At 66.6% G+C, this 24,620-nt stretch carries 24 protein-coding genes and 1 pseudogene; 18 read left to right on the top strand and 7 right to left on the bottom strand.

Annotated elements, in window-relative coordinates; all coding sequences use genetic code 11:
* Positions 1-151: 151 nt before the first annotated feature.
* Positions 152-361, bottom strand: a complete 210-nt coding sequence (locus tag IEY55_RS16750; protein WP_189058872.1) for a heavy-metal-associated domain-containing protein — start codon at positions 359-361, stop codon at positions 152-154.
* 43 nt (positions 362-404) lie between these two features.
* On the bottom strand, positions 405-686 hold the full coding sequence (locus IEY55_RS16755; RefSeq protein WP_189058874.1) for a metal-sensitive transcriptional regulator: 282 nt from the start codon (positions 684-686) through the stop codon (positions 405-407).
* A 376-nt stretch (positions 687-1,062) separates the two neighbouring features.
* Between IEY55_RS16755 and IEY55_RS32100 the strand changes: the two are divergent.
* The 4 genes and pseudogenes from IEY55_RS32100 to IEY55_RS16775 form a co-directional block, all read left to right on the top strand.
* Positions 1,063-1,563: pseudogene (locus tag IEY55_RS32100) on the top strand (ATP-binding cassette domain-containing protein); the annotation flags it as partial.
* Positions 1,564-1,676: 113 nt separating this feature from the next.
* On the top strand, positions 1,677-2,636 hold the full coding sequence (locus tag IEY55_RS16765) for a hypothetical protein (RefSeq protein ID WP_189058962.1): 960 nt from the start codon (positions 1,677-1,679) through the stop codon (positions 2,634-2,636).
* A 737-nt stretch (positions 2,637-3,373) separates the two neighbouring features.
* Positions 3,374-5,023, top strand: a complete 1,650-nt coding sequence (locus tag IEY55_RS16770; protein ID WP_373290021.1) for a purine-cytosine permease family protein — start codon at positions 3,374-3,376, stop codon at positions 5,021-5,023.
* A 510-nt stretch (positions 5,024-5,533) separates the two neighbouring features.
* Complete coding sequence (locus tag IEY55_RS16775; RefSeq protein ID WP_189058875.1) at positions 5,534-6,517, top strand: M20/M25/M40 family metallo-hydrolase; 984 nt, start codon at positions 5,534-5,536, stop codon at positions 6,515-6,517.
* A 509-nt stretch (positions 6,518-7,026) separates the two neighbouring features.
* Here the strand turns inward: IEY55_RS16775 and IEY55_RS16780 are convergent.
* Positions 7,027-7,167, bottom strand: coding sequence for a hypothetical protein (locus IEY55_RS16780; protein WP_189058877.1), 141 nt, complete (start codon positions 7,165-7,167; stop codon positions 7,027-7,029).
* Positions 7,168-7,936: 769 nt separating this feature from the next.
* On the opposite strand from IEY55_RS16780, the gene IEY55_RS16785 reads away from it, so the two are divergent.
* Positions 7,937-8,887, top strand: a complete 951-nt coding sequence (locus IEY55_RS16785) for an NAD(P)/FAD-dependent oxidoreductase (RefSeq protein WP_189058879.1) — start codon at positions 7,937-7,939, stop codon at positions 8,885-8,887.
* 111 nt (positions 8,888-8,998) lie between these two features.
* Here IEY55_RS16785 and IEY55_RS16790 read toward each other — a convergent pair whose 3' ends face one another.
* Positions 8,999-9,805, bottom strand: a complete 807-nt coding sequence (locus tag IEY55_RS16790) for a crotonase/enoyl-CoA hydratase family protein (protein ID WP_189058881.1) — start codon at positions 9,803-9,805, stop codon at positions 8,999-9,001.
* Between the two features lie 305 nt (positions 9,806-10,110).
* On the opposite strand from IEY55_RS16790, the gene IEY55_RS33015 reads away from it, so the two are divergent.
* Positions 10,111-10,566 (top strand): nitroreductase/quinone reductase family protein, encoded by a 456-nt coding sequence (locus IEY55_RS33015; RefSeq protein ID WP_189058883.1) that lies wholly within the window; start codon positions 10,111-10,113, stop codon positions 10,564-10,566.
* 87 nt (positions 10,567-10,653) lie between these two features.
* Here the strand turns inward: IEY55_RS33015 and IEY55_RS32105 are convergent, their stop codons facing one another.
* On the bottom strand, positions 10,654-10,869 hold the full coding sequence (locus tag IEY55_RS32105; RefSeq protein ID WP_229686463.1) for an AMP-binding enzyme: 216 nt from the start codon (positions 10,867-10,869) through the stop codon (positions 10,654-10,656).
* A 696-nt stretch (positions 10,870-11,565) separates the two neighbouring features.
* On the opposite strand from IEY55_RS32105, the gene IEY55_RS16805 reads away from it, so the two are divergent.
* From IEY55_RS16805 to IEY55_RS16820, 4 genes are all read left to right on the top strand, one after another.
* The gene (locus tag IEY55_RS16805) at positions 11,566-12,150 is read left to right on the top strand and encodes a winged helix-turn-helix domain-containing protein (RefSeq protein ID WP_189058885.1); all 585 of its coding nucleotides are present in this window, start codon (positions 11,566-11,568) and stop codon (positions 12,148-12,150) included.
* Between the two features lie 151 nt (positions 12,151-12,301).
* On the top strand, positions 12,302-12,682 hold the full coding sequence (locus IEY55_RS16810; protein WP_268239326.1) for a tellurite resistance TerB family protein: 381 nt from the start codon (positions 12,302-12,304) through the stop codon (positions 12,680-12,682).
* Between the two features lie 4 nt (positions 12,683-12,686).
* On the top strand, positions 12,687-12,899 hold the full coding sequence (locus tag IEY55_RS16815) for a hypothetical protein (RefSeq protein ID WP_189058889.1): 213 nt from the start codon (positions 12,687-12,689) through the stop codon (positions 12,897-12,899).
* A gap of 166 nt (positions 12,900-13,065) precedes the next feature.
* Positions 13,066-14,034, top strand: coding sequence for an acyl-CoA desaturase (locus tag IEY55_RS16820; RefSeq protein WP_189058891.1), 969 nt, complete (start codon positions 13,066-13,068; stop codon positions 14,032-14,034).
* 260 nt (positions 14,035-14,294) lie between these two features.
* Here the strand turns inward: IEY55_RS16820 and IEY55_RS16825 are convergent, their stop codons facing one another.
* Complete coding sequence (locus IEY55_RS16825; RefSeq protein WP_189058893.1) at positions 14,295-14,522, bottom strand: hypothetical protein; 228 nt, start codon at positions 14,520-14,522, stop codon at positions 14,295-14,297.
* Positions 14,523-15,002: 480 nt separating this feature from the next.
* Here IEY55_RS16825 and IEY55_RS16830 point away from each other — a divergent pair, with 480 nt between their 5' ends.
* Together IEY55_RS16830 and IEY55_RS16835 are read left to right on the top strand one after the other, a co-directional pair.
* Complete coding sequence (locus IEY55_RS16830; protein WP_189058895.1) at positions 15,003-15,530, top strand: DUF6292 family protein; 528 nt, start codon at positions 15,003-15,005, stop codon at positions 15,528-15,530.
* Positions 15,531-15,783: 253 nt separating this feature from the next.
* Complete coding sequence (locus tag IEY55_RS16835) at positions 15,784-16,137, top strand: hypothetical protein (RefSeq protein WP_189058897.1); 354 nt, start codon at positions 15,784-15,786, stop codon at positions 16,135-16,137.
* Here the strand turns inward: IEY55_RS16835 and IEY55_RS16840 are convergent.
* Positions 16,132-17,433 carry a PucR family transcriptional regulator gene (locus IEY55_RS16840; protein WP_229686465.1) on the bottom strand — a complete coding sequence of 434 codons (1,302 nt, stop codon included), beginning with the start codon at positions 17,431-17,433 and terminating at the stop codon, positions 16,132-16,134. The genes IEY55_RS16835 and IEY55_RS16840 overlap by 6 nt on opposite strands.
* 579 nt (positions 17,434-18,012) lie before the next feature.
* Between IEY55_RS16840 and IEY55_RS16845 the strand changes: the two genes are divergently transcribed.
* From IEY55_RS16845 to IEY55_RS16870, 6 genes are all read left to right on the top strand, one after another.
* Positions 18,013-19,143, top strand: a complete 1,131-nt coding sequence (locus IEY55_RS16845; protein WP_308424768.1) for a DUF6801 domain-containing protein — start codon at positions 18,013-18,015, stop codon at positions 19,141-19,143.
* Positions 19,144-19,332: 189 nt separating this feature from the next.
* A complete protein-coding gene (locus IEY55_RS16850) occupies positions 19,333-20,703 on the top strand; it encodes a DUF6801 domain-containing protein (protein WP_189058903.1) in 1,371 nt (456 codons plus the stop codon).
* Between the two features lie 31 nt (positions 20,704-20,734).
* Positions 20,735-21,757: an ABC transporter ATP-binding protein gene (locus IEY55_RS16855; RefSeq protein ID WP_189058905.1), complete on the top strand. Its 1,023-nt coding sequence runs from the start codon at positions 20,735-20,737 to the stop codon at positions 21,755-21,757.
* The gene (locus IEY55_RS16860; RefSeq protein WP_189058907.1) at positions 21,754-22,542 is read left to right on the top strand and encodes an MlaE family ABC transporter permease; all 789 of its coding nucleotides are present in this window, start codon (positions 21,754-21,756) and stop codon (positions 22,540-22,542) included. Before IEY55_RS16855 ends, IEY55_RS16860 begins: the two co-directional genes overlap by 4 nt.
* Before the next feature lie 3 nt (positions 22,543-22,545).
* The gene (locus IEY55_RS16865) at positions 22,546-23,382 is read left to right on the top strand and encodes an MlaE family ABC transporter permease (protein WP_189058909.1); all 837 of its coding nucleotides are present in this window, start codon (positions 22,546-22,548) and stop codon (positions 23,380-23,382) included.
* The gene (locus tag IEY55_RS16870) at positions 23,379-24,620 is read left to right on the top strand and encodes an MCE family protein (RefSeq protein ID WP_189058911.1); all 1,242 of its coding nucleotides are present in this window, start codon (positions 23,379-23,381) and stop codon (positions 24,618-24,620) included. The genes IEY55_RS16865 and IEY55_RS16870 overlap by 4 nt, the downstream gene beginning before the upstream one ends.

Consider the following 24,620-nt stretch of genomic DNA (forward strand, 5'->3'; position numbering starts at 1 on the left):
GCGACGGGCCGGCCGAACCATCATCGAACGGACCGACAACGGAACCGACCGCCCAGGCACCGCCGAACACGGTGGCCAGGGTGAGGCCGTAGGCGGACAGCTTGGCCGCGGTCTTCACGTCGCCACCTCCGGGTGGTCTCGTCGTGCGCTTTCAGTTCCCGACCAGGTCGTAGCCGGCTTCGGTGACCGCCGCCCGAACATCCTGACTGGACAGATCGGCGACGGTGGCGACCACGACCCGGCCGCTGGCGACGTCCACGTCAACCTTGTGGACCCCCTCGATCCTGCTGATCTCCCTGGTGACCGCGTTCGCGCAATGACCACAGGTCATGCCGCTCACGGTGTAGATCGTCTCGGGCACGAAAGGTTTCCTCTCCGCCGGAAGCCGGCACGTGCGTGGCGGGTCAGGACCGTACGAGCCGCGCGATGGCGTCACTGGCCTCACGGATCTTGACGTCGGCCGTGCCGCCTCCCTGGGCGATGGCCTGGCTGACGCAGTGGCCCATGTGCTCGTCGAGCAGGGTGAGGGCGACCGCCTGCAGGGCGCGGGTGGTCGCGGAGATCTGGGTCAGCACGTCAATGCAGTACTGGTCTTCCTCGATCATCCGCTGCAGGCCACGAACCTGTCCTTCGATGCGGCGCAGCCGCTTGAGGTGGTCGTCCTTGTGGTGCGTGTAGCCGTACACGGTCCTCAACTCCCCGGTACGTCCCCGGCCGTCCCGGGTGACACCGGCAGTGTCTACCCCTACAGGGTAGGTGTGTCAAGGTCGCCGACGGTATCGGTGCTCTTCTCCAAACCAAGTGGAGGTAGAACGCATGATCGCAGCAGCGATGCCGCCGTCTTAGAAATACGGAAGGGGGGTATGAGTAGGCGCCGCCACTAGGTTCTATCGCGGCGCGGCGGGGCTGGGTTACCGCGGCGTTCCCGGTGTAACCCAGTCGAGGCAACTTGCCGCCTGCGGTGCCCAGATGCGCCACGAACCGAGGCGTCGACAGTCAGTGGCGGCTCGATCACTCAAGGCAACAAGGGGATGCTGTCGCCGCTTCGCCGAATCCCGCCGCAAGCACGAACTGCTCGAGCAGTTCGACCTGGTCGAGGCGGGACGGAAACCGGCCGCCACCTACTCCGGCGGCATGCGGCGTCGGCTCGACTTGGCGATGACCCTGGTTGGCGACCCGCGCGTCATCTTCCTGGACGAGCCCACCAGCGGATTGGATTCGCGCAGCCGCCACACCATGTGGCAGATCATCCGTCGTCTCGTGGCCGGTGGGGTCACGGTCTTGCTGATGACGCAGTACCTGGAGGAGGCCGACCAACTCGCCGACCGGATCGCGGTCCTCGCCCACGGGAAGCTGGTCGCCGAAGGCACCGCGGACGAGCTCAAGCGCCTCGTGCCCGGCGGCCACATCCGCCTGCAGTTCGTCGACCCCGTCGGACTGGAGTCGGCCGCCCGCTTCCTCGGTGACGTGTCGCGTGACGACACTGCCCTCACGCTGCGGGTGCCCAGCGACGGCAGTGTCGGGTCCCGGCGGGCCCTGCTGGACCGGGTCGCTGAATCGAGTGGGACGGTGGGCTGGCTAGCGTTCAACGACACCCTCGGCAGGCAAACGATGTCGCTACTTCCTGAGGGCGAGGACCACGGCAAGCGGTCGGTAGCGGGTGAAGGTGGTGAGGAGTGGGATCGATCGAGGAGATCGAGCCGGGCGATGTGGTGCTCATGCGGAGCCGCACCGCGCTGTCTGCCGCGGTCCGGCTGCTCGATGGTGCTGAGGTCGACTTTGCGGCGCTGGCCCTGGAAGACGGCATGGTCGGCGAGGTGGTGGGTGTGGGTCCGCGCCGGTTTCCGCTGGCCAAGGCCGTGGCGGCGCACGAGGACACCATCATCCTGCGGGCTGTCCGACCCGTTGACCCGACCCCGGTCCTGCATGCAGCCAAGGGCTACATCGATGCTGCGGCGCCTTTTGTCCAGCAGCAGCTGGTGCTGGTCGCACTGCTCACCCTGACCCGTCCTCTTCCCCCGGCCCCGAGCCGGCGCCGGCTGGTGCGTGCGGTGCTCGATCACACCACCGCCACACTCCACTCCGTGGTCGCGCACGGGCGTCAGCTCATGCTGTGCCCGGAGTTCGTGGCCCATTGCCACCGGGAGGCGGGCGAAACGTATCGACTGCACGCCGACCCCGCTCGGCGCCGTGCCACCGGGTCGACCCTGCTTGACTGGGCGTTGGCGCAGCCGGCTCTGTCCGCGGCGGGGTCGGTCCCGGTGGCTGCCGAGCCGACCGACCCCGCAACGGCGCATCGGGAGGCCGCGACCACGTTGGCGCCGCTGATCTCTCATTACCTCATCGAATCCGGCCTCACCACCGGCTCGGTCGGTGTCTCGACGGCAGCGGCGGGGGAGGGCATGGTGACCGACGAGGATCTGCTGCGGTCGATGGTCAGCTTCGGGACCGCGTTGGCACCGGCCACGGGCCGGCAGGAGGAGGGCGGGGATGCTTCCCGCGCCGCCCTGGGGATGATTCACACCCTGGCCGCCGACCCCCACTTCGTCACTCCAGGTGACATCCACCGAAACTCGGCACTTCGCGAGGTGACGCGGATCCAGGGACCAACCGAACGAAGCCGACGGTCGCCCTGAGCGTCGGCTCCGCGGGCGGGCGGCGGCAAACCGTAGCGTCCCGGATGCTCATCCGGGGTTTGTTCCGAGGGCGGCGGCCATCCGGTCCTTCATCGCGAGCACCGCCGAGCGGGCGGAGCATGCCCGTGGGGGTCACGACCTGGTCGTGCTCGTGGAGCTGGAGCATGTCGATCCCCTGGATCTGCCGCCGACTCTGGTCCGGAAGACCAGCACGTGTCCGCGGAGACTCCGCGAATCGCCACGCTCAACTGAGTAGCGAGACCACGTAACACCGCGAAACACGTGTGTCATCCTCGGGAAGATCCGTGGAAACATACCGTTCCTAGCGTTCCGCTCATGGACGCAGGCATCTCTGCGCCGGCCCGCCCAGCCGTCGAGCCGGCGCTCGAACCACCCTCGTTCCGTTGCAGGCCGGTGAGTGACCGGACGTGAGAGGAAAGGGCCAACGACGGGCTGGGGTTCCTGATGCTGATGACTGAGGCCCAGCCAGCCCAGCACCACGCACGCGCAGCACGTCTCGGCAGGTATGCCTGAACTCTCGGGTTGACAGCAAGGCGGACACCTGGTGAACCAGAAGATCCACGCCAGGAGACGCGTAGTTCCGGCATTGTTCGGCCGGATCACGCCTGTAGTCGCACGTTGAATCACGACGCTGGCTCCAGCATGAGGAATCGAGCGCAGAGCCGCGCCCCGATTCGCCTTTCTCTCCGGCACCCCAACGACCTTGAGGAGCACATATGACGGTCGAAGACGTCCCTGTCGTCGATCGGCCGGCGACAGCGGCGCCCGGAACCGGACAGGCGATGACGGAAACGCTCGAGGACTACACCCTACGGTTTGCGCCCCGCAGCTACCGTCGGTGGACGTCGGGGGTGGTGGGTGCCTCGGCGCTGGGCGGTATTGCCTACATGGCGGACTTCTCAATCGGCGCCGGGATCGGCCTCACACATGGGACAGCGAACGCACTACTGGCGATCCTGGTTGCTGCTGCGGTCATCTTCGTCACCGGGTTTCCACTCGCCTACTACGGGGCGCGGTACAACATCGATCTCGACCTGATCACTCGTGGGTCTGGCTTCGGCTACTACGGGTCGGTGCTCACCAGCGTCATCTTCGCCAGTTTCACCTTCATCTTCTTCGCGACCGAAGGGTCGATCATGGCCCAGGGCTTACGGTTCGCCCTGGGCGTCCCACTGTGGCTGGGCTACCTCGTGTCCACCGTCGTCATCATCCCGATGGTGATCTACGGCATGAAGGCGCTCGCCAAGCTACAGAGCTGGACCAACCCGCTGTGGCTGACGCTGATGGTGGTGCCACTGGCGTTCCTCGTCCTCAAGGACCCGGACTCGGTACGGCGTTGGCTGACCTACGAGGGTTCTGCGGGTTCGGGCGTGAGCACCGCAGCTGTCATGCTCGGTGCCGGTGTGTGCCTGTCGCTGATGGGGCAGATCGGCGAGCAGATCGACTACCTGAGGTTCATGCCGCCCAAGACGGAGAGCAACAAGCGTTCTTGGTGGGCCTCGGTCGTTCTGGCCGGCCCCGGCTGGGTCCTGTTCGGTGCGCTCAAGCAGGCCATCGGGGTGTTCATGGCGGTGTACATCCTGGGCGCAGTGGGGTCAGCTGCCGCCGTGGAGCCGATCGAGCAGTTCACCGGGGTGTTCCGGCAGATGATGCCGTCCTGGATGATTGTTCCTCTCGCGCTGATGCTCGTCGTGCTGAGCCAGGTGAAGATCAATGTGACCAACGCCTACTCCGGCTCGCTGGCCTGGACGAACTCATTCACACGGGTGACGAGGCGCTATCCCGGTCGGCTCGTGTTCGTGCTGATCAACCTCTCGTTCTCGCTCATCCTCATGGAAGCCGACATGTTCAGCTTCCTCAACAACGTGCTGAGCTTCTATTCCAACTGCGCGATCGCCTGGGTCGTCACCGTGGCCACGGACATCGGGGTGAACAAGTACCTGCTGAAGCTCTCGCCACAGCGGCCCGAGTTCCGCCGCGGGATGTTGTACGCCGTCAACCCGGTTGGCGTGGTGTCATTCCTTGCCTCCTCGGTGGTGTCCATATACATCTACTTTGGACTGTTCGGTACCACCCTCCAGCCGTACTCGCCGCTTGCCGCAATCGTCATCGCCGCCGTGCTCACACCGTTGCTTGCCATCGTGACCCGCGGCCGCTTCTACCTGCGCCGCACTGACGACGGCATCGACGAGCCACTGCTGGACGGCGACGGGAACCCTAATGCGGCACGTTTCGAGTGCCAGGTTTGTGGCCAGACCTACGAGCGTCCCGACGTGCTGGCCAGCGCGGCAGGCGGAATCATCTGTTCACTGTGCCTGAGTACTGACCGCACCGGTCTGCATGTTCTTCCCGTGCAGTCAGTGTGAGAACGAGATCGCAGGTCCTCAGAGCCTTCCCTGCGCTCGGCTGCCACGAGCGAGGCAACGTGCGAGGTTCCCCCGTAATTCGCGGGAGCGGCTTCCGGTGTCTTCCACGCAACACAGCAGATGGCGGGTTCGGTCGGGCTCGCCGTGATCGGGGCGATCCTGCAGAGCGATCTGCGTGGCCGTCTGTCCGAGGCGCAGAGCCATGTCGGTGGGCTGTACCTGCCCGGCAGCATACGACCATCCGGCGACACACGGGGAGAGACATACGCGACGGCATTCGTCGGCGGCGGAACGACTGGCGCTCGCGGTGCTCGCCGTGTTGGCAGCGCTTGGTGCCGTGATCCAGTGCCGGCCGCTTGTTACCGGCGACCGGATCCCCCAAACGGATGAGTAGGGATCCGCCCAGGGTCGCAAGATGACGCACGACCTCGGTCTGACGATCGGCTACGTCCTGGGCTTCTAGCGTGCCGGTTGTCCTTGTTCAGCAACGGTTCCAGAGGAGACATGAGGATGACGGTAGGACGCCGACGCGGTGTCATGGTTGCCCTGGCACTGGTGGGCGCAGCGATTGCCGTGGTTCCGCCGACGGCTGTGGCGGCCCCACCGGAAGCGGTCGTCGATCGCGTTGACGCCTCGGCCGAACGCCTGCGCGGCGATCTCACCGCGCTTCAGGCGATCGCCGACCGCAACGGTGGCAACAGGGCGACCGGAACGCCGGGGTTCGCCGAGTCCGTCGACTACGTGCGGCAGACCTTGGAAAGCCTGGGCATCGGCACACAGGAGCATGAATTCAAGGCGCAGAACGGACATAAGGGGCGAAACCTGCTTGCCGACATCCCTGGTCGCGACCCCGAGCACGCGGTGATGCTCGGTGCGCATCTGGACAGTGTGCCCACCGGACCGGGCATCGGCGACAACGGTACCGGTGTCGCAGTGTTGTTGGAGATCGCTCGCCAGGTGAAGGCGAACGGTCTTGCTGATCGCACACTGCGGTTGGCGTTCTGGGACGACGAGGAGGCGGGGGCGGTCGGTTCGCGGCAGTGGGTGGCCGAGCACACTGCGGAGCTCCCGCGTCTGACGGCATATCTCAACGTCGACATGTTGGCGCTGCGGGACGGCACGACGCAGGTGTTCGACGCGGACCGTTCGAGCTGGTCGTCCTTGCCGGCGGACCTGGCGGAGGAGTTGGCGAGGTCGCAGCCGAAGCCGGCGCAAGGCTCGGAACGGATCGAGCGGTTGCTGTCCGACGCCCTGCGCGCGGCCGGTCGCCCCGTGGTGGAGGATCAGGTGCTCTTCCTCAGCAGTGACAGCAATTCCTTCGTTGCGGATGTCCCCACCGGTGGGCTGGTCTCGGCTCCCGGTATTACACCGGAGGGCGTCCTGGGTGAGTGCTACCACCAAGCCTGCGACCGCACGAGCTATGTGAACGAAGAGGAGTTGCGAGTGTCCACCGCGGTCTTGTCGACGGTCACCCGGCAGTTGCTCATGACCTGAGTGGAGTGTTGTGGGGCCGCCGGTCGGTCGAGCGACGGCCCCACAACCGTACTGTCGTTCGCGAGCACACGGCGGTGGTTGTACGGGGCGCAGGAAACCAGCCAGCAGCTTCCGGAGAAGCTCCACATATCAGTGCGATATTCCGCAGACCGGACGACAGCACTCACGACGCAACCGTGTCAGTCCCACAAAGACCGCCCGGGTCGCCGCCCAAACAAAGTCAACAAATGCGAGTCGACATGGGCGAGCTCGACCACGTTCATCCCGGAATCTCCCCGTGGCCTTGGCGAGCAGCTCCAGGGCGTCCAGCACGACCCGCTGCTCGTCCCCGGTCAGGTAGTTCCACATGTCCAGCTGCGTTGGGAGTGCTTTGTGTTTCGCATTGTGGACGCAATATCTTCAGTGTCGACTAATAACATCCCCACGCAGGCGCCACCATCGGGGTGCCATCCACAGCCATAACCGGCGCGGAGAAAGCGATGAAGACATCGACCCGGGCCTCCGGGGCTTCAGGGCGTTCGGGGGAGCCGCCTGAAGAGGTAGTCGCCGTCACCGCCCCGGGTGTCGTCGCTGGGCGCACCACACGCCGCGGCGACGAGAGCCGACGCGGCCAGCACGACCGCTGACCGCAACCATGTAGAGGTCCGCATCATCCCGCCTCCTGGGTCGAGGGACTCCAGGCGAGAGGCGGCGGCCTCGGCCGGGCACGGCCCTACTCGGCGGAGACCGAAGTCTTCCACCCGGTTTGTGGAAACCGAGCCTAAGCCCCATTGGTCGCAAAGAAAACCTCGCGGCGGCAATGCGGGGCCTTTTTGACGAGCAATGTGACGCTTTGCGTCCAGTCGGAACCCCTCGGTTCTCATGAAGACGCAGCGGTGAAGTGGAGTGGACGGAAAGCGCATGGCACGTTTTGTTGAGGAGACGCCCGTGCGGGTGTGCGTCCAGGAGACCGGCGGTGGTGTGCAGGTCCCACCGTTGTCGCCGATCGCCCGGAGCGGCCGGTTCGGGCATGCCATGGCCGGGGGAGATGGTGACCGCGTGGGCCCAGCGGTACCGGGTGATCTGCTGCGACCATCGCGACACCAGGCGTTCCACCTGCCCCGATGCCGCGACCGACCTCGCGGGGGACGCGGGTGGGGCTGAGGATGGACTAGGAGGACACTGTGGTCAGGATAATTTCAGTGCTGATCAAAACAATCACCCACTCCCAACCCTACGACACAACGGCCAAACTCAAAAACAAAAAGGATGAGGGCGCGCTGCACCCTGCTGTTAGGGTGATCTTGAATCCTGCGTGCCGTCGTTATGGCGAGTGGGTCACCCAACGTCCCCGGCCATACCCAGAGAAGGCAGTGGAAACTCCGGGCCTGTCCGACGACGGACGCAGGCACGGCGACGGAGGGGGTTGTGGTGGAAGCGATGGAATATGACGTGGTGGTGGTCGGAGGCGGTACGGCCGGGCTGGCCGCCGGGATGATGTTAGCTCGGTCCCGCCGCCGGGTGGTGGTGGTCGATGCCGGTGAACCGCGCAATGCCCCGGCCGCGCACCTGCATGGTTTTCTGTCTCGGGACGGGATGTCTCCGGCGGAGCTGCTCGAGGTGGGCCGGGGCGAGGTGGTCAGGTACGGCGGCGAGCTGCTCGAGGGTCGGGTTCGGGACGTCGAACGTCTCGAGGAGCGCGGTTTCCGGATATGGCTCGCCAGCGGAGGCGAGCTGACCACGCGCGGTGTGCTGGTGGCCACCGGACTGCGGGACGAACTGCCCGAGATCCCGGGCCTGCGTGTGCGGTGGGGCATGGACGTGCTGCATTGCCCGTACTGCCACGGGTATGAGGTTCGCGACGCACCGATCGGGGTGGTGGGCGGCGACAACCGGCCGTTCACGATGCACCAGGCGTCGCTGGTGCGACAGTGGTCTGCCGACGTGGTGTTCTTTCCCAACCGGATCACTGTGGACGCCGAGGAACGTGAGCGGTTGACCGCTCGCGGGATTCGCATCGTCGAGGGAGAGGTGGCACGGTTGGTGGTGGATGATGGCCGCCTGTCGGGCGTTGAGCTCGCCGATGGCCAGGTGGTGTCGCGGACGGCGGTGTTCGTCGGACCCCGCTTCGTGCCTCACGATGAGCTGCTGACCGAGCTGGGGTGCGAGATCGGCGAGAACGGTTGGGTGGCCGCCGATGCCATGGGCCGCACCAGCGTGCCCGGGGTCTGGGCGGCGGGCAACGTCGTGGCCGAAGGTGCTCAGGCGATCAACGCTGCTGGCGCTGGGTCGCTCGCCGCTATCGGGCTCAACCACTACCTGCTGGCCGCGGACGTCGAACAGGCTGTCGCGGACCACCGCGTGGCAGGCGAGAGGTTCTCGCGGGCGTGACGGAGTGGTACGTCACCGAAGTTGTCCCCGGCAGACGCCGGGGACGGCTCACCTCGATTGGCTTCTTCGTCGTACATCTTGCTCACGGCGCACGACACACCGGTACTGGGCTCAGCGGCCCTGGAAGACCGCTGGTCGGCGTTCGATGAACGACTGCACGCCCTCGGCTGCGTCGGCGGTGACGAAGAGCTTGCTGACATCGGTGACGAGCCGGTCGGCTGCGGCTTGGTGGCCCTCGACGAGGGCGCGGCGGGCCGAGGCCAGTGTGGTGCGCACTCCCAGGGGTGCGGCCTGCGTCGCGATGCGTTCGGCGAGCTGCACTGCCCGATCCAGCTGGGCGCCGGGTTCGACGACCTCCTGCACCAGCCCGATCCGTAGGGCCTCGGCGGCGTCGAAGGTGTCCCCGGTCAGCAGCCACCGCATCGCGTTGCCCCAGCCGGCCTCGTGTGGGAACCGGATCGTCGCCCCGCCGAAGGGGTAGATCCCCCGCTGGACCTCCATCTGGGAGAAGCGGCTGTCGTTGGCGGCGATCCGAATATCGGAGGCCAGCATTAGCTCGATCCCCAGAGTCAGGCACCAGCCCTGGGTGGCTGTGACCACTGGCTTGGACCGGGTACGCCCGACCAGCCCCCACGGGTCGACTGCTGATGCGGAGTCATGGCGCGGCGTGCCCTCGACGAGGCGGCCCGCGACCTGCGGGAGGTCCAGCCCGGCGGTGAAGTGCTCGCCGTGGGCGAACAGCACTCCCACCCACGCCTGAGGATCGTCGTCCAGGCGTGCATAGGCGTTGGCCAGCTCGTTGAGCATGGCCTGGTTGAACGCATTGCGCTTGGCCACCCGGTTCAGCCCGATCAGCAACACGTGGCCGCGCAACTCAGTAGTCACCACGTCGCCGTCGCCGTGATCACGTTCGCCCATCAGAGCTCCCTGTCGAGTTCGGCCGGCCTCGCCCTGGTCCGCGAGTCGGCTCCGGGTCCGCCAGCTGATCAGCTATGTATGCTGGTTTCCATAATCCTTGGGCCAGTATGCGGCCGGGTCACCCCATGTCAACAGGTGAGACGTGCGTCACTCGATGAGTAAATGTGCAGCTCGAGCTGCTGTTCGTCGGCTGTTTGCGGGATCAGAGCCCGCCGGGGCCGACGAGAGTTATGTATGTTGATCGGTATAGAGGTGGTACATGACGCAGTGTCGGACCGGCAGAGGTGCAGGAAGGGAGCGTTGCGATGACGTCATCCGCCTGTGGCGTGAAGGGTGGGCGCGCCCGCAAACGTCGGGTTGAGATCCTGTTCGGCCGATACCTGGCAAACCCGTTGGTGCGTGGGCTGTTCCGGCTGGGGATCACGCCCCCGGGGCATGCTTTGATCGAGACAGTGGGACGCCGGACGGGGCTGAGGCGTGTCGTACCGGTTGTCTGCCACCGAGAGGGCGCAACGGTGTGGCTGGTGGCCCAACACGGCTCTCACGCCGGCTGGGTGCGGAACATCCAGGCGTCTCCCGCTGTTCGGCTCCGCATCCGAGGGCATTGGTACGACGGCACCGCACATCTCTTGCCCGAGGACGATGTGCGTGCCAGAGCCGCGACCTTTGCTTCGAGCACTCTGGGTCAGAGACTGGCTCAAGCCGGTTTTCGAGCCCTGGAGACCACTCCTATGACGGTCCGCATCGACATCACCAGGTGAGGTGGCACGGTCTTGTGCCGTGCCGGGAAAGTTCCGTGGACGTCGGGTCGGGGTGGTGCCTGAGCCGGCGGCCCGAGCGTCGACTGGTCAGCCGTTGTAGGTGCCGCTGCGGAGTCTGTTCTTGTCCACCTTTCCCACTGCGGTGTGTGGGAGGCTGGTGACGAGTGCGAGTTGGTCGGGCAGCTTGAAGGCGGCGAGGCCGCGGTCGCGCAGGAACGCCTTGAGTATCCCGAGCCGGGGTCGTGTGTCGTCGCGGGGGATCACGAAGGCGCATGTGCGCTCGCCGAGTTGTGGGTCGGCCACGCCGACGACGACGGCGTCCCGTACGTCGGGTGCGCGAGAAGGTGTTTTCCACCTCCTCGGCGGAGACCTTGTCGCCGCCGAGGTTGATGATGTCCTTTGCGTGGCCGGACACGACCACGTCGCCGGTGCGGAAGAACCCGTCTTGGGTGAACGACTTGGTGTTGAGCCGATACCTACCACAGCATGATCTTGCTGGTATGGCGACTCTGTCGTTCGGTGGGCGATGTCGGACTGGGGCCGATCATTTTGTGCGGGCGGTGTCAGGGGAATTGGTTGACGTTGAAACGTTGGCAGTCCGGTTGGGTGCTGGTGGCGTGTGTGGACCATCTGGGCTATGAGAGGTGTGCTCGTGGAGGACCTCGCGGTGGACCACGGGGACGTGTGACCGTGTGGATTATCGTCGCGGGGGTCGGTTGTCTCGATCAGGTCGGTGCCGCGAAGCGATCACCCGGACGCCCACCGATTCGTGTCGGCCCGTGATCACCAGAGGTAGCGTCGGTCCCGAGCCGCCTGGTCAACGGGCCATTCGCCGGTTGCGCTCGCCCATTCAACTCGGAGCCATCCGGAGGTAAGAAGTTGACACACATTCGCCCCGAACCGTGAAGTGTCGGTATGTGCCAGTGCAAATCTATCGCGACTCTTGCGATGTCATGACATGCCTGTTAGTTTGCGTGACGCATATCACTGGGGGTTTGTATGCTGAATGCAGAAAACGGTGAGGTTCAGCTTGTCCGGTGGCCCGCACAGGCCGAGCTCCGTAATCAGTGCCTCGAGATCGGTGTGCCCTGCCTGTTGGTCGTCGAAGGGGGTGCCGCACCACCGCTTTGTCTCGACCCCAAGGAGGACTGGGTACGCGCCCCCATCTCGAAACACGACCTGGATGCCAGACTGGCCAACCTGCGTGCGCGCGCCGAGATTGATAGTGTGCCCCGACTCGATGTGAGCGGGGTATTGCATTTTCGGGGCCTTTCCACGCCGATCTCCGCGACCCAGACCGATTTGTTGCACCTGTTCGTCGCGCGTTTCGGAACGGTGGTGGCGCGAGAAACGCTCCGCGCCCAGCTCTATGCCCAGGAAGGCCGCTCCTCGACCCGCAACTCCCTCGACCTGCACATCATGCGGCTGCGCCGCCGGATCGAGCCGCTCGGGTTGGTCATCCGGACCGCATGGGGGCACGGATACGTGCTGGAGCGGGCGTATGCCGTGGTCGGCGCAATAGCGGGGCACCCGCTGGCCAGACCACGTCAGGCCAGCGACACCCGCAGCGGGACGCTCTCGTAGGCACAGACAGTACGGGACCAGAACCCGCCGCCACTCGGCCGCCAGATGGGGCTCTCCGCCGGTTCCATGCCGGCGTAGAGCTCCATCAGCCGAGCGAAGACGGCCGTGTTCTCGACCCGGGCGAGAGCCGCGGGCGACGAGGCTGCTGCACCTGGCTGCCGTGGTCTCCGTGGCGGACGACGACGTGTCCGAGGCCGAACGGGACCACCTGGTCGGGCATCTCGAGTCCAGCCTGCATCTGACCCCCGGCGAACGGATGCGCCTAAAGGCCCATCTGACCTGGTTGTTGGCCTCGGAGCTGAAACTCGCCGGGTTGAAGAAGCGACTGGCGGGTCTCACCGTCGAGCAGCGCACCCACGTGGCCGAGTTCTCGACGACGATCGCGGTCATCGACGGGCACATCTCGCCGGGCGAGGTGAAGTCCCTCCGCAAGATTTACACCTTGCTGGAGTTGGACCCGGACACGGTGTACAGCAGGTTGCACGGCCTGAATGCCGCCCCCCGCGACGACCCGTCCGGCACCCGCTCGTGAACCAGTGACCGTGATCCCGGCGGACACCCGCCCCACCGGGTACGTCATCCCATCGGAGTCCGAGCCGCGAACGAGCGGTGGACTGCAACTCGACCAGGCGCTGGTGCAGGCGAAGATGCAGGAGAGCGCGGCAGTGGCGGCGCTGCTCGCCGATGTGTTCGAGGACGAGCAGGACGGACCCGAGGACCTGGCCGAGAGCGCCACGGCAGTTCCGTGACGTCGGATTGGTGTGGGTTGGGGTTGACCGCGGGTGGCACCCGGGGCCCGCTGAGGGGGGCTGGGCCGGCGGGGGAGCGGAGGTGGCGGAATCGAGCGTAGGCTCGCTGGCAACGGAGCCGTGGGAAGTTCTTGCGTGCGACGTCGAGAGTTGAGGTTGATCAGTCATGTCGACAACCCTCGAGGCGTCCACGCCTCGGCAGCCCGGTCGGGGGTCGCAGCCGGTGACCAGTGGCCGCCGCTCACTGGCTTCCTATCTCACGGTGAAGGTCTTCGTGGTGGTTCCGTTGCTCGCGTTGGCGGGTGCGGTGCCGTTCGCATGGGGCTGGGGCCTGGGATGGGTCGATCTTGCTCTGGCCGCAGGTTTCTTTGTGCTCAGCGGGTTGGGCGTGACGGTGGGTTATCACCGCCACTTCACGCATGGAGCGTTCAAGGCGAAGCGGGCGTTGCGGATCGTGCTTGCCGTATTCGGGAACCTGGCGGTGCAGGGCCCGGTGACGGTGTGGGTGGCTGATCACCGGCGGCATCACGCGTTCTCGGACAAGGATGGCGACCCGCACTCGCCGTGGCTGTTCGGGTCCTCGCCCTGGGCGTTGGCCAGGGGCTTCTGGCATGCCCACATGGGCTGGCTGTTCGATCGGGAGCAGACGAACGTGCAGCGGTACGCCCCCGACCTGCTCGCCGACCGCGACATCCGGACGGTTGACCGGTTCTTCCCGGCCTGGACGGCGGCGACCCTGCTGTTGCCCGGCGTGCTCGGCGGGCTGCTGACGTGGTCGTGGTGGGGCGCGGTCACCGGGTTCTTCTGGGCCGGTCTCGTGCGCGTGGCCGTTCTGCACCACATCACGTGGTCGGTGAACTCGATCTGCCACATGATCGGCGAGCGACCGTTCCACAGCCGGGACAAGGCGGCCAACTTCTGGCCGCTGGCGCTGGTGTCGTTCGGTGAGTCCTGGCACAACTCCCACCACGCCGACCCCACCTGTGCCCGGCACGGCGTGCTCCGCGGTCAGATCGATATCTCCGCCCGGCTGATCTGGTTCTTCGAGAAGCTGGGCTGGGTCTGGAACGTCCGGTGGCCGACCCCGCAGCGCCTGGCCAAGCTCAGCGTGAGCGCGCCTCACCCGACACCCTGACCAGGGGCGTGTCGGGCGGCGGGCAGGTGAGCTCGGGGGAGCCGAGCGGCGCGACCGGAGAGGACCGCAACGGCACGGCGACCGGAAGCAACACCGCCGCTTCAGGATTACCGCGGGTAGTCGCCGGTGGAGCTGGTGGGGATCGGGTTGGTGCTGGCGTGATGGCCGGCTTCGCCGGACAGGGAAGCGGGGCTGCCTGAGGGTCTGGGCTGGGACTGCGTCTGCCCGGTAGCTGGCGACAGCGTCGCGGTGGGCAGTCTTCAGCGCAGGGACGGTGGGAACGTGCCGTCGCTCCTGCCCAACGCCAGCAGCTCCGTGTACTGGTCCTGCCACGAACGTTCGGTGACCAGCAGGTCCGACAGCCGCTGCACCCACGCCTCGTCGACCGGGGGACGCGCCGTCCCCAGGTGGAGCCGGGTCTCCTCGCGCGCGTCGAGCCACCCCGCCAGGGTCGGGCCGAGCGTGGGGCCATCAGCGTCAACAGGCATGGGTCGACCGTACTGCCCAGAACCAGGGGACAGCAGCCCCGATGCGGGGGTAGAGTCAGTCTCGTCGAGAGCACCCCGCATGTCGGCATTCGAGCCGGTGTCGCCCTCGGCGAACCCAGGCCCAGCCGGAGGTCCGACCGTGGACGGGACCGCGGGCGCGGTCTCCGGCCGGACTACTCGAATCCAGGGGACCGGACTCGAGCGGCCCCGGCTCGGCTGTCGGTCGAGAACGGGACCGACCGAGACTTTGGGACGACGGCTTCGACGGTTCGGCCCCACAGCCTCTTCCCGAGCGGCGCTACCTGCCGGTCGAACCGCCCGCACCTCCCCGGTGCCGAAGACTCGACCCTGGCGAGAAACGGAGTTCCCATGAGCCAGGCACGGCGGAGACGACCACGCGAGGCACAAGGCCGACTCGCTCGAGCCAGGGCCGCCGAGAGGAGCGCGGAGACCATACGACGAACCGAGGCCGTCCGTACGGTGGCCGAGCATGCCGTGGACGCGGACGACTGCCAACAGCTACTGGCAATGCTCGGTCTGCAGGCGGTCGATGGTCGCCGGAACCTCACGTCGACCGGGACGGACAGCCCGGACACCACGGTCGACGGCACAGCGGCGCTGCAACGTGGTCTCGCCGCCTACCTACACGCTGTTGCGGCCGCGGTCGGCGTGCCGTCAGAGGGCACGAGCTTCGAGGTCAGCGACACCGCGACCGCATATCTCGCCCTCACCCGACGCTGGCCGCAGCGACCCAACGACGATCTGATGCTGGTCTGGAGCGAACGGAACGGGTGGATCGTGTCGGTGGAGACCGACCCCGGGGAAGAGACCATCGTCGTGGCCTGTCTCGGTGGCACCGACCCCGTACCCGACCCTCGTGCCGTCGCCCGTTTCGTCACCGACGTCATCGCCGGCTTCCAAGCCGAACGCACGCCGCCGAAGTTTCCGACTGACGAAAACCGGCACCACCTGGCCGAACGACTTGTGCGATACGTCGCCAGCTCGTGACCTACCGACATGATGGTCTCATCGGGTCGACAGGCTCAGGAGGGCTGCTGTTCTGTGATGATTCCTGGGCTCCGGCGAGCAGACGGGACGGTGGACTGGCCCGTGGTCCGGGCGCGGTCCGACCTCGATCCGGACTGGGTGTACCTCACGGCGTTGCGGCCTTCCTGCGGCTGATATCCACCTCGGGAGCCCAGCACGGCTGTAATGTGTCCGTTGGCCGTTGCTCTCCTACCGGCGTGGCGACACCGTCACCGTGTTCCTGCCGTTCACCCACGCCCGCAGCTTCACCTGGACTTACTTGAGCGTGCCACCCGCCAGACTGCTGGTGATGACCGACAGCGACCCAGGCGTGGTCCGGCCCCTGTTTCGGGAATATCCACCCACGTTCGTGGAGGGTTTGCCGATCGACTTCACCCGGCTGGAAGGGCTGGCCAGGGAACGGAAGCGCACCGTGTTCTCCTCAGTGCGCATGTTCGCCAGCACCCTTGACGCCGTGCATTCCTCGATTGCCGACCGGCTGCCCCGGGCCCGTGTTGGCTCGCACCAAGGCGCGCTGTATGAGGCTACGGTGAGCCGGGGCGCTGGGGTTAACCGAGGAGCCTCATGAGGTGTCGGATGACATCGCTTCGAGCAGTTGCGTGGCGCGCAGGGATATTTCCATACGGAAGCGTTCGTCGGGGTCGTTGAGCCTGGCGCCATACAGGGCTTCGAGTTGGTGCAGCCGGTAGCGCACGGTCTGCGGGTGGACCTTGAGTCTGCCGGCGATCTCCGGGGCGCTGCCGCTGGTCTCCAGCCACGCCAGCAGGGTCTCGCTGAGCCGGGCGCGTTGTTTGGCAGTCAGCCCGGCCAGTGGGCTCAGTGTTCGTTCGGCGAGCTCATGTATCAGGAACTCGTCGGTGAGCAGCCACAACGTGGACAGGTGGTCACAGCACCACGCGACCGGTCCGTCTGTGATCACGCCGTGGTGCATCAGGTTGAGTGCGCGCCTGGCCAGCCGCAGCGAGCGCGGCGCCTCGGACAGCCGGACACTCGGTCCGACCGCGGCACGCCAGCCGGGGACCTGGTCCTGCAAGTCGTGCAGGAGATGGAGGTTTGGCTCGGCGACCACCAGGCAGGGCTCGGCGCCCTCCAGGTCATCCAGGACGTCCTCGTCGAACGTGGGTAGCTCGGTCCCCTCGACGCGGCGCTCCAAGGCGACCGTGGCCACGGACTCCGGCAGCTTCCAGCGGGCGGCGGCAGCCACGTTGGCCAGGGTGGGTGCGGAGACCGGTGGCTCGGACAGGATCAGTTCGAGCAGACGCCTGCGGCTGCGCTCCACAGCTCCCGCGGCGCGCGCCTGTGCGGCCGCGTAGCCTTCGAGTGACAGGACGGAAATCTCGTCGATGTAGTCGAACACCGCCTCGGCGAGCAGGCAGATCGTACTGACCGACAGGTTCACCGACTGGCCGAACTTGGCGATCCTGCGCCACGCCACCCGCGCGCCGATCCGGTAGGCGCTCTGCAGTGTGTCCACACTGCGACCGTGCGCGACCTCGAGCTTGCCCAGGCGGCGGAACATTTTCGCGCAGTGCTCGCGCGGCGCGCTCGGATCGGCCAGCCGGTCGATGAACTGGGAGATCGCCTGCTCCACCCCGTTGGTCACCACGGCACCGTGCGGCCCGTCCAGCAGCCCGGCGTACTCCGGGATCGACCGCCGGATCTCCTGGATGATCGCGTTTTTCACCTCGGTGGCCCACGGCCGGAACAGCGCCGCGAGCTCCCGTGGCAAGGTGAACCACAGCTTCCTCGCATGTGCCGGGTCGGGCGTGCCGCGCGAGGCGTGCGGCGAAGGCAGCAACGTGTCGAGTGCGGTCGGTTCCGGCAGGGTGGCTGTCCTCGTGCGGCGGGTACCTGACTCGGTCACAGCGCGCCATCCTTTGAGCGGCAACAGAAAAATCTGTCGCATCGTCGTTGCTATCGCCCAAGTTTTGTGACGTTCGTACCATATTTTGGCCTGCCTGCGCTGTCAACGTGTCACTCGGCGTCGGCTCGGTTGGGTAAGGCCGTTCGGCGGGGTTCCCTGCCGGCCTGCCACGGGGCGTGAAAACGCCGCACGCGACTTCGTGGCACGTCGGACTTTTCCGGCACGAAGCTGGGCCGAATGGGCTAGAATCGTTCCCATCTGCGCCGAAGTTCGTCTGTGCATCACAACGTGCTCGGATCGTTTTTGAGTGCTCATGACAAGTTCTCGGGTTCATCCTTCTGGATCGGTCCAACGTTTAGCGAACTCTTGTTACTTCTGTGGCGCCGAAGTAACCTACTGGCTGGTAGGTCGGCCCGTCAGTTTTCGTTCCCTCGATTGAATGCGGCTGCGTAACTGGCCGCCGCGCGCCAGCCGTGCTCTCGCCGCAGGGTCGGCGGGAGTGTGAGGAGGCACCGAATGAACCTGCACCGTTCGAGATTGTCGCCGAGACGATTAACCGCTGGAGTCGCGGTGGCCGCCATGATCGCCGGCATGGGCGGCGTCCTTGCCGCTCCCACCGCGGCCGCGAATGGTTCCGCCGCCATGCGTGAGGTCGTCAAGGACCTCACTTATCGATGTGCTTTCCCCTTGGTCGGACAGCAGGACGTGACCGGCAAGGTCAAAATCACCTTCCCCGACTCGGGCACCACCGGTGAGCGGGTCGTCATCGGTGACCTGCACATCGACGTGACGCTGAACGAGAATATCGTGGGTGCGCTGCGGGCATTCCAGACGGCCTACGCGGAGGGCACGGCCACCGCGGACGTGGACGCTAGTTACGACAGCAAGGAGCTGACCCTCGGCATTCCCGACCTGCACATCGCCAGGCGGGACATTCCACCGAGCGGCACGCTGACCACCACGATCACCGGCGTCATGCCGAGCCTGATCGTGTACAAGGCCGGCGCGATCTCCGTCTCCGCGGGCCAGCAGTTCAACGCCAAGGTGGACACGCGCAAGGCCGACGGCACCCCGACCGCCCTGGGCGTGCTCGACGTGCCGTGCACGGTGAAGGCCACCACGCCACCGCAGGACCTGCACCTGGCGACCATTCCGATCAGCGGCCCGAACGTGACCCCCGCGCGCTTGGTGCCGACGTCCGGTCAGGTCGACAAGGACCTCACCTACAGCTGCGACTTCCCCCGGGTCGGCCCGACGAACGTCAGCGGCAACATCAAGGCCACGATTCCCGACTCCGGCACGGTGGGACAGCGGCTGGCCGTGACCGACCTGCTGGTGAGCGCCGAGTTCAACAACGATGTCACCAGCACTCTGCGGCAGGCCGAAGCGGCCACGGTGGGTGGTTCCGGGGTCGCCGACGTGGACGCGGACCTGGACGGCACGGTGATCACGTTCGGCATTCCGAGCAAGATCCCACCGGTCGCGGTGCCGGAGACCGGTTCGCTGGGCGCGCAGATCTCCCCGGAGATCCCGACCCTGATCTTCCGGGCGCCCGGAACGCTCCAGGTGTCCGCGGGCGAGCTACTCAACGGCACGTTCACGCCACACAAGGCCGACGGTTCGGAGACCGAACTCGGCACGTTCGACGTGCTGTGCACGGTTGTCCCCGGCCAGGACAGGTTCCTGGGATCGATAACGATCACCAACTGACGGGTGAGGAAACCAGGCTGACCGGTCCCACGGGCCGACCGTGAACAGGCTGGCGTGGTCACCGAAACCATGGTGGTGGCCACGCCAGCCCCCTCGGCGGTCACGGTGATCAATGAGGCGTAGGAGGTCGGAGTGCCACCGAGGATCGCCCGGCGAGCGGGGGTGGCCACCGCGGTCACGGCCACGATGGTGGCCGCGCTGGTGGCGGCGGGTTCGGCCGCGCCGAGCACACCGGCGCAGCCGCGTGCCACCGACACCGTGCCTGCTACCGCGACGATGCGTGGCGCCTGCGAGATCACCCCGGTGGGCCAGCACGTGATCGTGGCGGAGCTGTCTGTGGCTTTGCCGGCATCGGTGCCTGCCGGAACGCCGATCCGGCCGCAGGACGCCTCGCTGCGGCTGGTCCTGCCCGCGACACTTGTCGATGGCTTGCGGGACAGGGCGGTCGGGGCGATCGAAGGCATGGCGGGCATTGGTCTCGCCGCGCAGGACGACGCCGACACCGTTCAGACACCGGTCAGGGCGACCGTGCCAAAGACGGCACTGCCCCGGGCAGGCGAACTCACACTCACCCTGCCCGGCACAGCCACCTCGCCGGTGCCGACGACCAGCCCTGGCACTGTGACGTTCCGGCTCAACCGGCTCGAAGTGCTGCTCCTGCCGCGTGCCGCGGAAACCCCGGAAGCCACCGAAGGCGCGGCGACCGGCGAACCGAGCGGCAAACCGGTGGTCTGCGAACCAGAAACGGACCAGGACACCACGCTGGGGACGATCCGCGTCGCGCCGCCGGCCACCAGCGAGCCCACTCCGCCTTCCTCGCCGATCCGGTCGTCGCCGTCGGCCGCACCCAGCGGCGTCACCGGAACCGACGAGGGCGCGCCGGAGGCGACCGGGCCGGGCAGCGAAGCCGGCACCCGCCAGCGGCAGCCGCGGGCCGATGCCTGTCAGGAGATCCCGTCGGACGCGTACTACTTCTGGAGCTACTACGACATCAAGGGTCGCGTGACGGTGAAGAAGCTGAGGTCTGGGATCGACCTCGGCCCCGGATACCTGAGCGCCCAGCTCTTCTACTGGACGGAGGGTGAGATCTCCTGCGGCGCAATCTTCGGTGATCTACTGCTACCGCCGGCGCCCGGATCGTTCACGGTCCTCCGGTTCATGCCCACCACCACCACGGTCATCATCAAGCAGGTCCGCCGAGCGGAAGGTCGCATCTGGGACGGGGTGATCATCGCGCGCGCCGTCATCGACATGTTCTTGAGCAATGTGACGGTGAACGGCACGCTGCTCGATGTCGGCCCGAACTGCAGAACCGTACCAGCCGTCGTGATCGATCTCAGGTCGAATCCCGTCGACTGGGACGTTTTCCTTGGCGGAAAGATTGAAGCCGAGTTCGAGATTCCGCAGTTTTCCGGCTGCGGAGTCTCCGAACCGCTCGACCCACTGTTCACCGGGCTGATCTCGGGGCCGGGTAACCACATCGTGCTCGAGTTCGGCCCGATCAACTTCTGCCCGAACCCGCAAGAGCCGTGTGTACCGCCCCTGTCGGTACGGCGTTGACCGACCAGTGAGCGAGCCCCCGGAGGCGTGCATGGGTGTCGAAGTGGTCGTGGAAGGACTGACGAAGTCCTTCGGTAGCCAGAACATCTGGCGCGACGTCACGCTCACCCTGCCCGCCGGCGAGGTGAGTGGGATGCTCGGCCCGTCCGGCACGGGCAAGTCGGTGTTCCTGAAATGTTTGGTCGGCCTGCTCAAGCCGGAGCAAGGACGGGTCATGGTGAACGGCGTCGACCTGTGCCACTGCTCCGAGCACCAGTTGTACGAGACACGCAAGCTGTTCGGGGTGCTGTTCCAGGACGGCGCCCTGTTCGGGTCCATGAACCTGTACGACAACGTGGCGTTCCCGCTGCGTGAGCACACCAGAAAAGCAGAGAGCCAGATCAAGCGGATCGTGCTCGAAAAGATGGAGATGGTGGGCCTGTCCGGTGCGGAGAAGAAGCTGCCCGGAGAGATCTCCGGTGGTATGCGCAAGCGGGCCGGCCTGGCACGGGCGCTCGTGCTCGACCCGGAGATCATCCTGTGTGACGAGCCGGACTCCGGGCTCGACCCGGTACGTACCGCGTACCTGTCCCAGCTGCTCATCGACCTGAACGCGCAGATCGACGCGACCATCCTGATCGTCACCCACAACATCTCGGTGGCCCGGACCGTGCCGGACAACGTGGGCATGTTGTTCCGCCGCGAGCTGGTCATGTTCGGGCCGCGGGAAGTGCTGCTCACCTCGGACGAGCCGGTCGTGGCCCAGTTCGTCAACGGCCGACGGGCCGGGCCGATCGGCATGGCCGAGGAGAAGGATCAGGCCACCATGGCCGCGGAGGCGGCCACCCTGACCGAAACCCGCCCGGGGGAGCACGTGGTGCCGGGCGTGGTGCCGCAGCTCGAACCCACCCCCGGACTGCCATCACGGCAGGCAGTGGCCCGCCGTAAGGACCGGGTCATGCAGATCCTGCACACCCTGCCTCCTGCCGCCCAGCGGCAGATCGTCGACAGCCTGACCGACGCCGACAAGGTGAGGTACGGGATCGCCGTGTCAACCAGGGGGTACCGCCGGTGACCACACTGCGCGTCGCACAACGCGGACTGGCCGGGATCCGCCAGATCGGCCAGCTCTGCTCGCTGGGCCTCGACGTGTTCCGATTGACCTTCCGGCGGCCGTTCCAGGTCCGCGAATTCGTCAACCAGTGCTGGTTCATCGTGTCGGTCACGATCCTGCCCGCGGCGCTGGTGGCGATCCCGTTCGGTGGGGTGATCGCGCTGCAACTCGGGTCGCTGACCAAGCAGATCGGCGCCCAGTCGTTCACCGGGTCGGCCAGCGTGCTGGCGGTGATCCAGCAGGCCAGCCCGATCATCACCGCGCTGCTCATCGCGGGCGCCGGCGGATCGGCGATCTGCGCGGACCTGGGCTCGCGCAAGATCAGGGAAGAAATCGACGCCATGGAGGCACTCGGCGTCTCCCCGATCCACCGGCTGGTGGTGCCACGGGTGTACGCGGCGGTCGTGATCTGCGTACTGCTCAACGGGATGGTCAGCGTGGTCGGTGTGCTCGGCGGCTATTTCTTCAACGTGATCATGCAGGGTGGCACGCCCGGCGCGTATTTGGCGTCGTTCTCCGCACTCGCCCAGCTGCCGGACCTGTGGATCAGCGAGATCAAGGCGGTGATGTTCGGGTTCGTCGCCGGGGTGGTGGCCGCCCACCGCGGCCTCAATCCGCGTGGCGGGCCGAAAGGCGTCGGCGACGCGGTGAACCAGTCCGTGGTGATCACCTTCCTGTTGCTGTTCTTCCTCAACTTCGTCCTCACCACGATCTACCTGCAGATCGTTCCGCGGAAGGGGTTGTGAGCCATGGTGACCAGGGGTGCGGCGCGGCGACCGGTGGACCGGTCACTGGACACCCTCGGCCGCCTCGGTGACCAGCTCTTGTTCTACCTCCGCGCGTTGCTGTGGATCCCGCGTGCCGCTCGCCGCTACAGCAGGGAGATCGTCCGACTGTTGTCCGAGGTGAGCTTCGGCACCGGCGCGCTCGCGGTGATCGGCGGCACGATCGGCGTGATGGTCGGCATGTCCGTGTTCACCGGCACAGTCGTCGGGCTGCAAGGGTTCTCGGCGCTGAATCAGATCGGCACGTCGGCGTTCGCCGGGTTCCTCTCCGCGTACTTCAACACCCGTGAGATCGCCCCATTGGTCGCCGGGCTCGCGCTGTCCGCGACCGTCGGATCGGGTTTCACCGCCCAACTCGGCGCCATGCGTATCTCCGAGGAGATCGACGCGCTCGAGGTGATCGGCGTGCGGAGTCTGCCATTCCTGGTGACCTGCCGGGTGATCGCCGGGTTCATCGCAATCATCCCGCTGTATGTGATCGGCCTACTCACCTCGTACCTGGCGGCACGGACCATCACGGTCGAGTTCTACCAGCAGTCGGCAGGCACGTACGACCACTACTTCACGCTCTTCCTGCCCCCCGCGGACGTGCTCTGGTCGTTCCTCAAGGCGATCGTGTTCAGCGTGGTGGTCATCCTGGCGCACTGCTACTACGGCTACCGAGCCTCCGGTGGGCCCGCCGGCGTCGGCGTCGCGGTGGGGCGCTCGGTGCGCTGGTCCATCGTGGCCATCAGCGTTCTGGACTTCTTCCTCAGCCTCGCCATCTGGGGCACCACGACGACGGTGAGGATCGCCGGATGAACACTCTCGAAGAGCGCTACCGAAGCACCAGGATGAGGGTGCTGGGCGTGGTGTACGTTGCCGTGGTCGCGGCGTTCCTGGCCTTCACGGTGGCCGTGTACGAAGACGTGTTCGGCACCGACGTCCCGGTCACGTTACGGGCAGGCCAGGCGGGAAACCAGATGCAGGCCGACGCCGACGTCAAGCTGCGCGGCATCGCCGTCGGCAGGGTGCGCTCGGTGACCAGCACCGGCGACGGCGCCGTGCTGGAGCTGGCCATGGACCCGGCCATGATGGACCGCGTCCCGCGGAACGTGTCGGCCCAGCTGCTGCCCAAGACCCTGTTCGGCGAACGTTACGTGAATCTGGTGATGCCGCAGCGGCCCGACACCGTCCGCCTGTCCGCGGGGGATGTGATCGGTCAGGACCGCTCGGCCAACTCCATCGAACTGGAGCGGGTGCTCAACAACCTGTTGCCGCTGTTGCAAACCGTCCAGCCGGAGAAACTGTCCGCCACGTTGACCACCCTGTCGCGGGTGCTGGAAGGACGCGGCAAGCCACTCGGACGGACAATGGTCCAAATAGGACACTACCTTGGCGAGCTGACCCCACAGATGCCCGAGATCAAGGCGGACATCACCAGGTTCGCCACGGTCGCGGACACCTATGGCGACGCCGCCGACGACATCCTCCAAGCACTGAGCGACTTCACGGTCACCAGCAAGACCCTGGTGGACCAGCGGCTCACCCTGCAGGCCATGTATCGGACGCTCACCGCGGCGAGCAGTGACGTGACGGCGTTCCTCCAACACAACAGCGACAACCTGATCGCGCTGACCGGCAGTAGCAGGCCGACCCTGGAGCTGTTCGCCAAGTACGCACCGGGCTACTTATGCATGTTGACCGCGGTCGCCGACTTCGTGCCCAGGGTGGACAAGGCGTTCGGCAAGAACATCGGTGAGCCAGGACTGAAGGTCAATCTGTCGGTGGTGCACGATCGCGGAAAGTACCTGCCCAACCGGGATGAGCCTGTGTACAACGACAAGACCGGGCCGCGCTGTTACGGTCCAGACGCCGAGCCGGCAACGGTATCGCATGTGGACGGTGATGGGCTCGGGCCGGCGAACTCGCCCGCCGAACGACAGATGATCGCCACACTGCTGGCCCCAGCGCTGAAGGTGGAGCCGAACTCGGTGGCGGCGTGGGGCAGCCTGCTGGTCGGTCCGCTGTACCGCGGGGTGGAGGTGAGGGTCGAATGA

Source organism: Longimycelium tulufanense (assembly GCF_014645795.1).
Lineage (GTDB): Bacteria > Actinomycetota > Actinomycetes > Mycobacteriales > Pseudonocardiaceae > Longimycelium > Longimycelium tulufanense.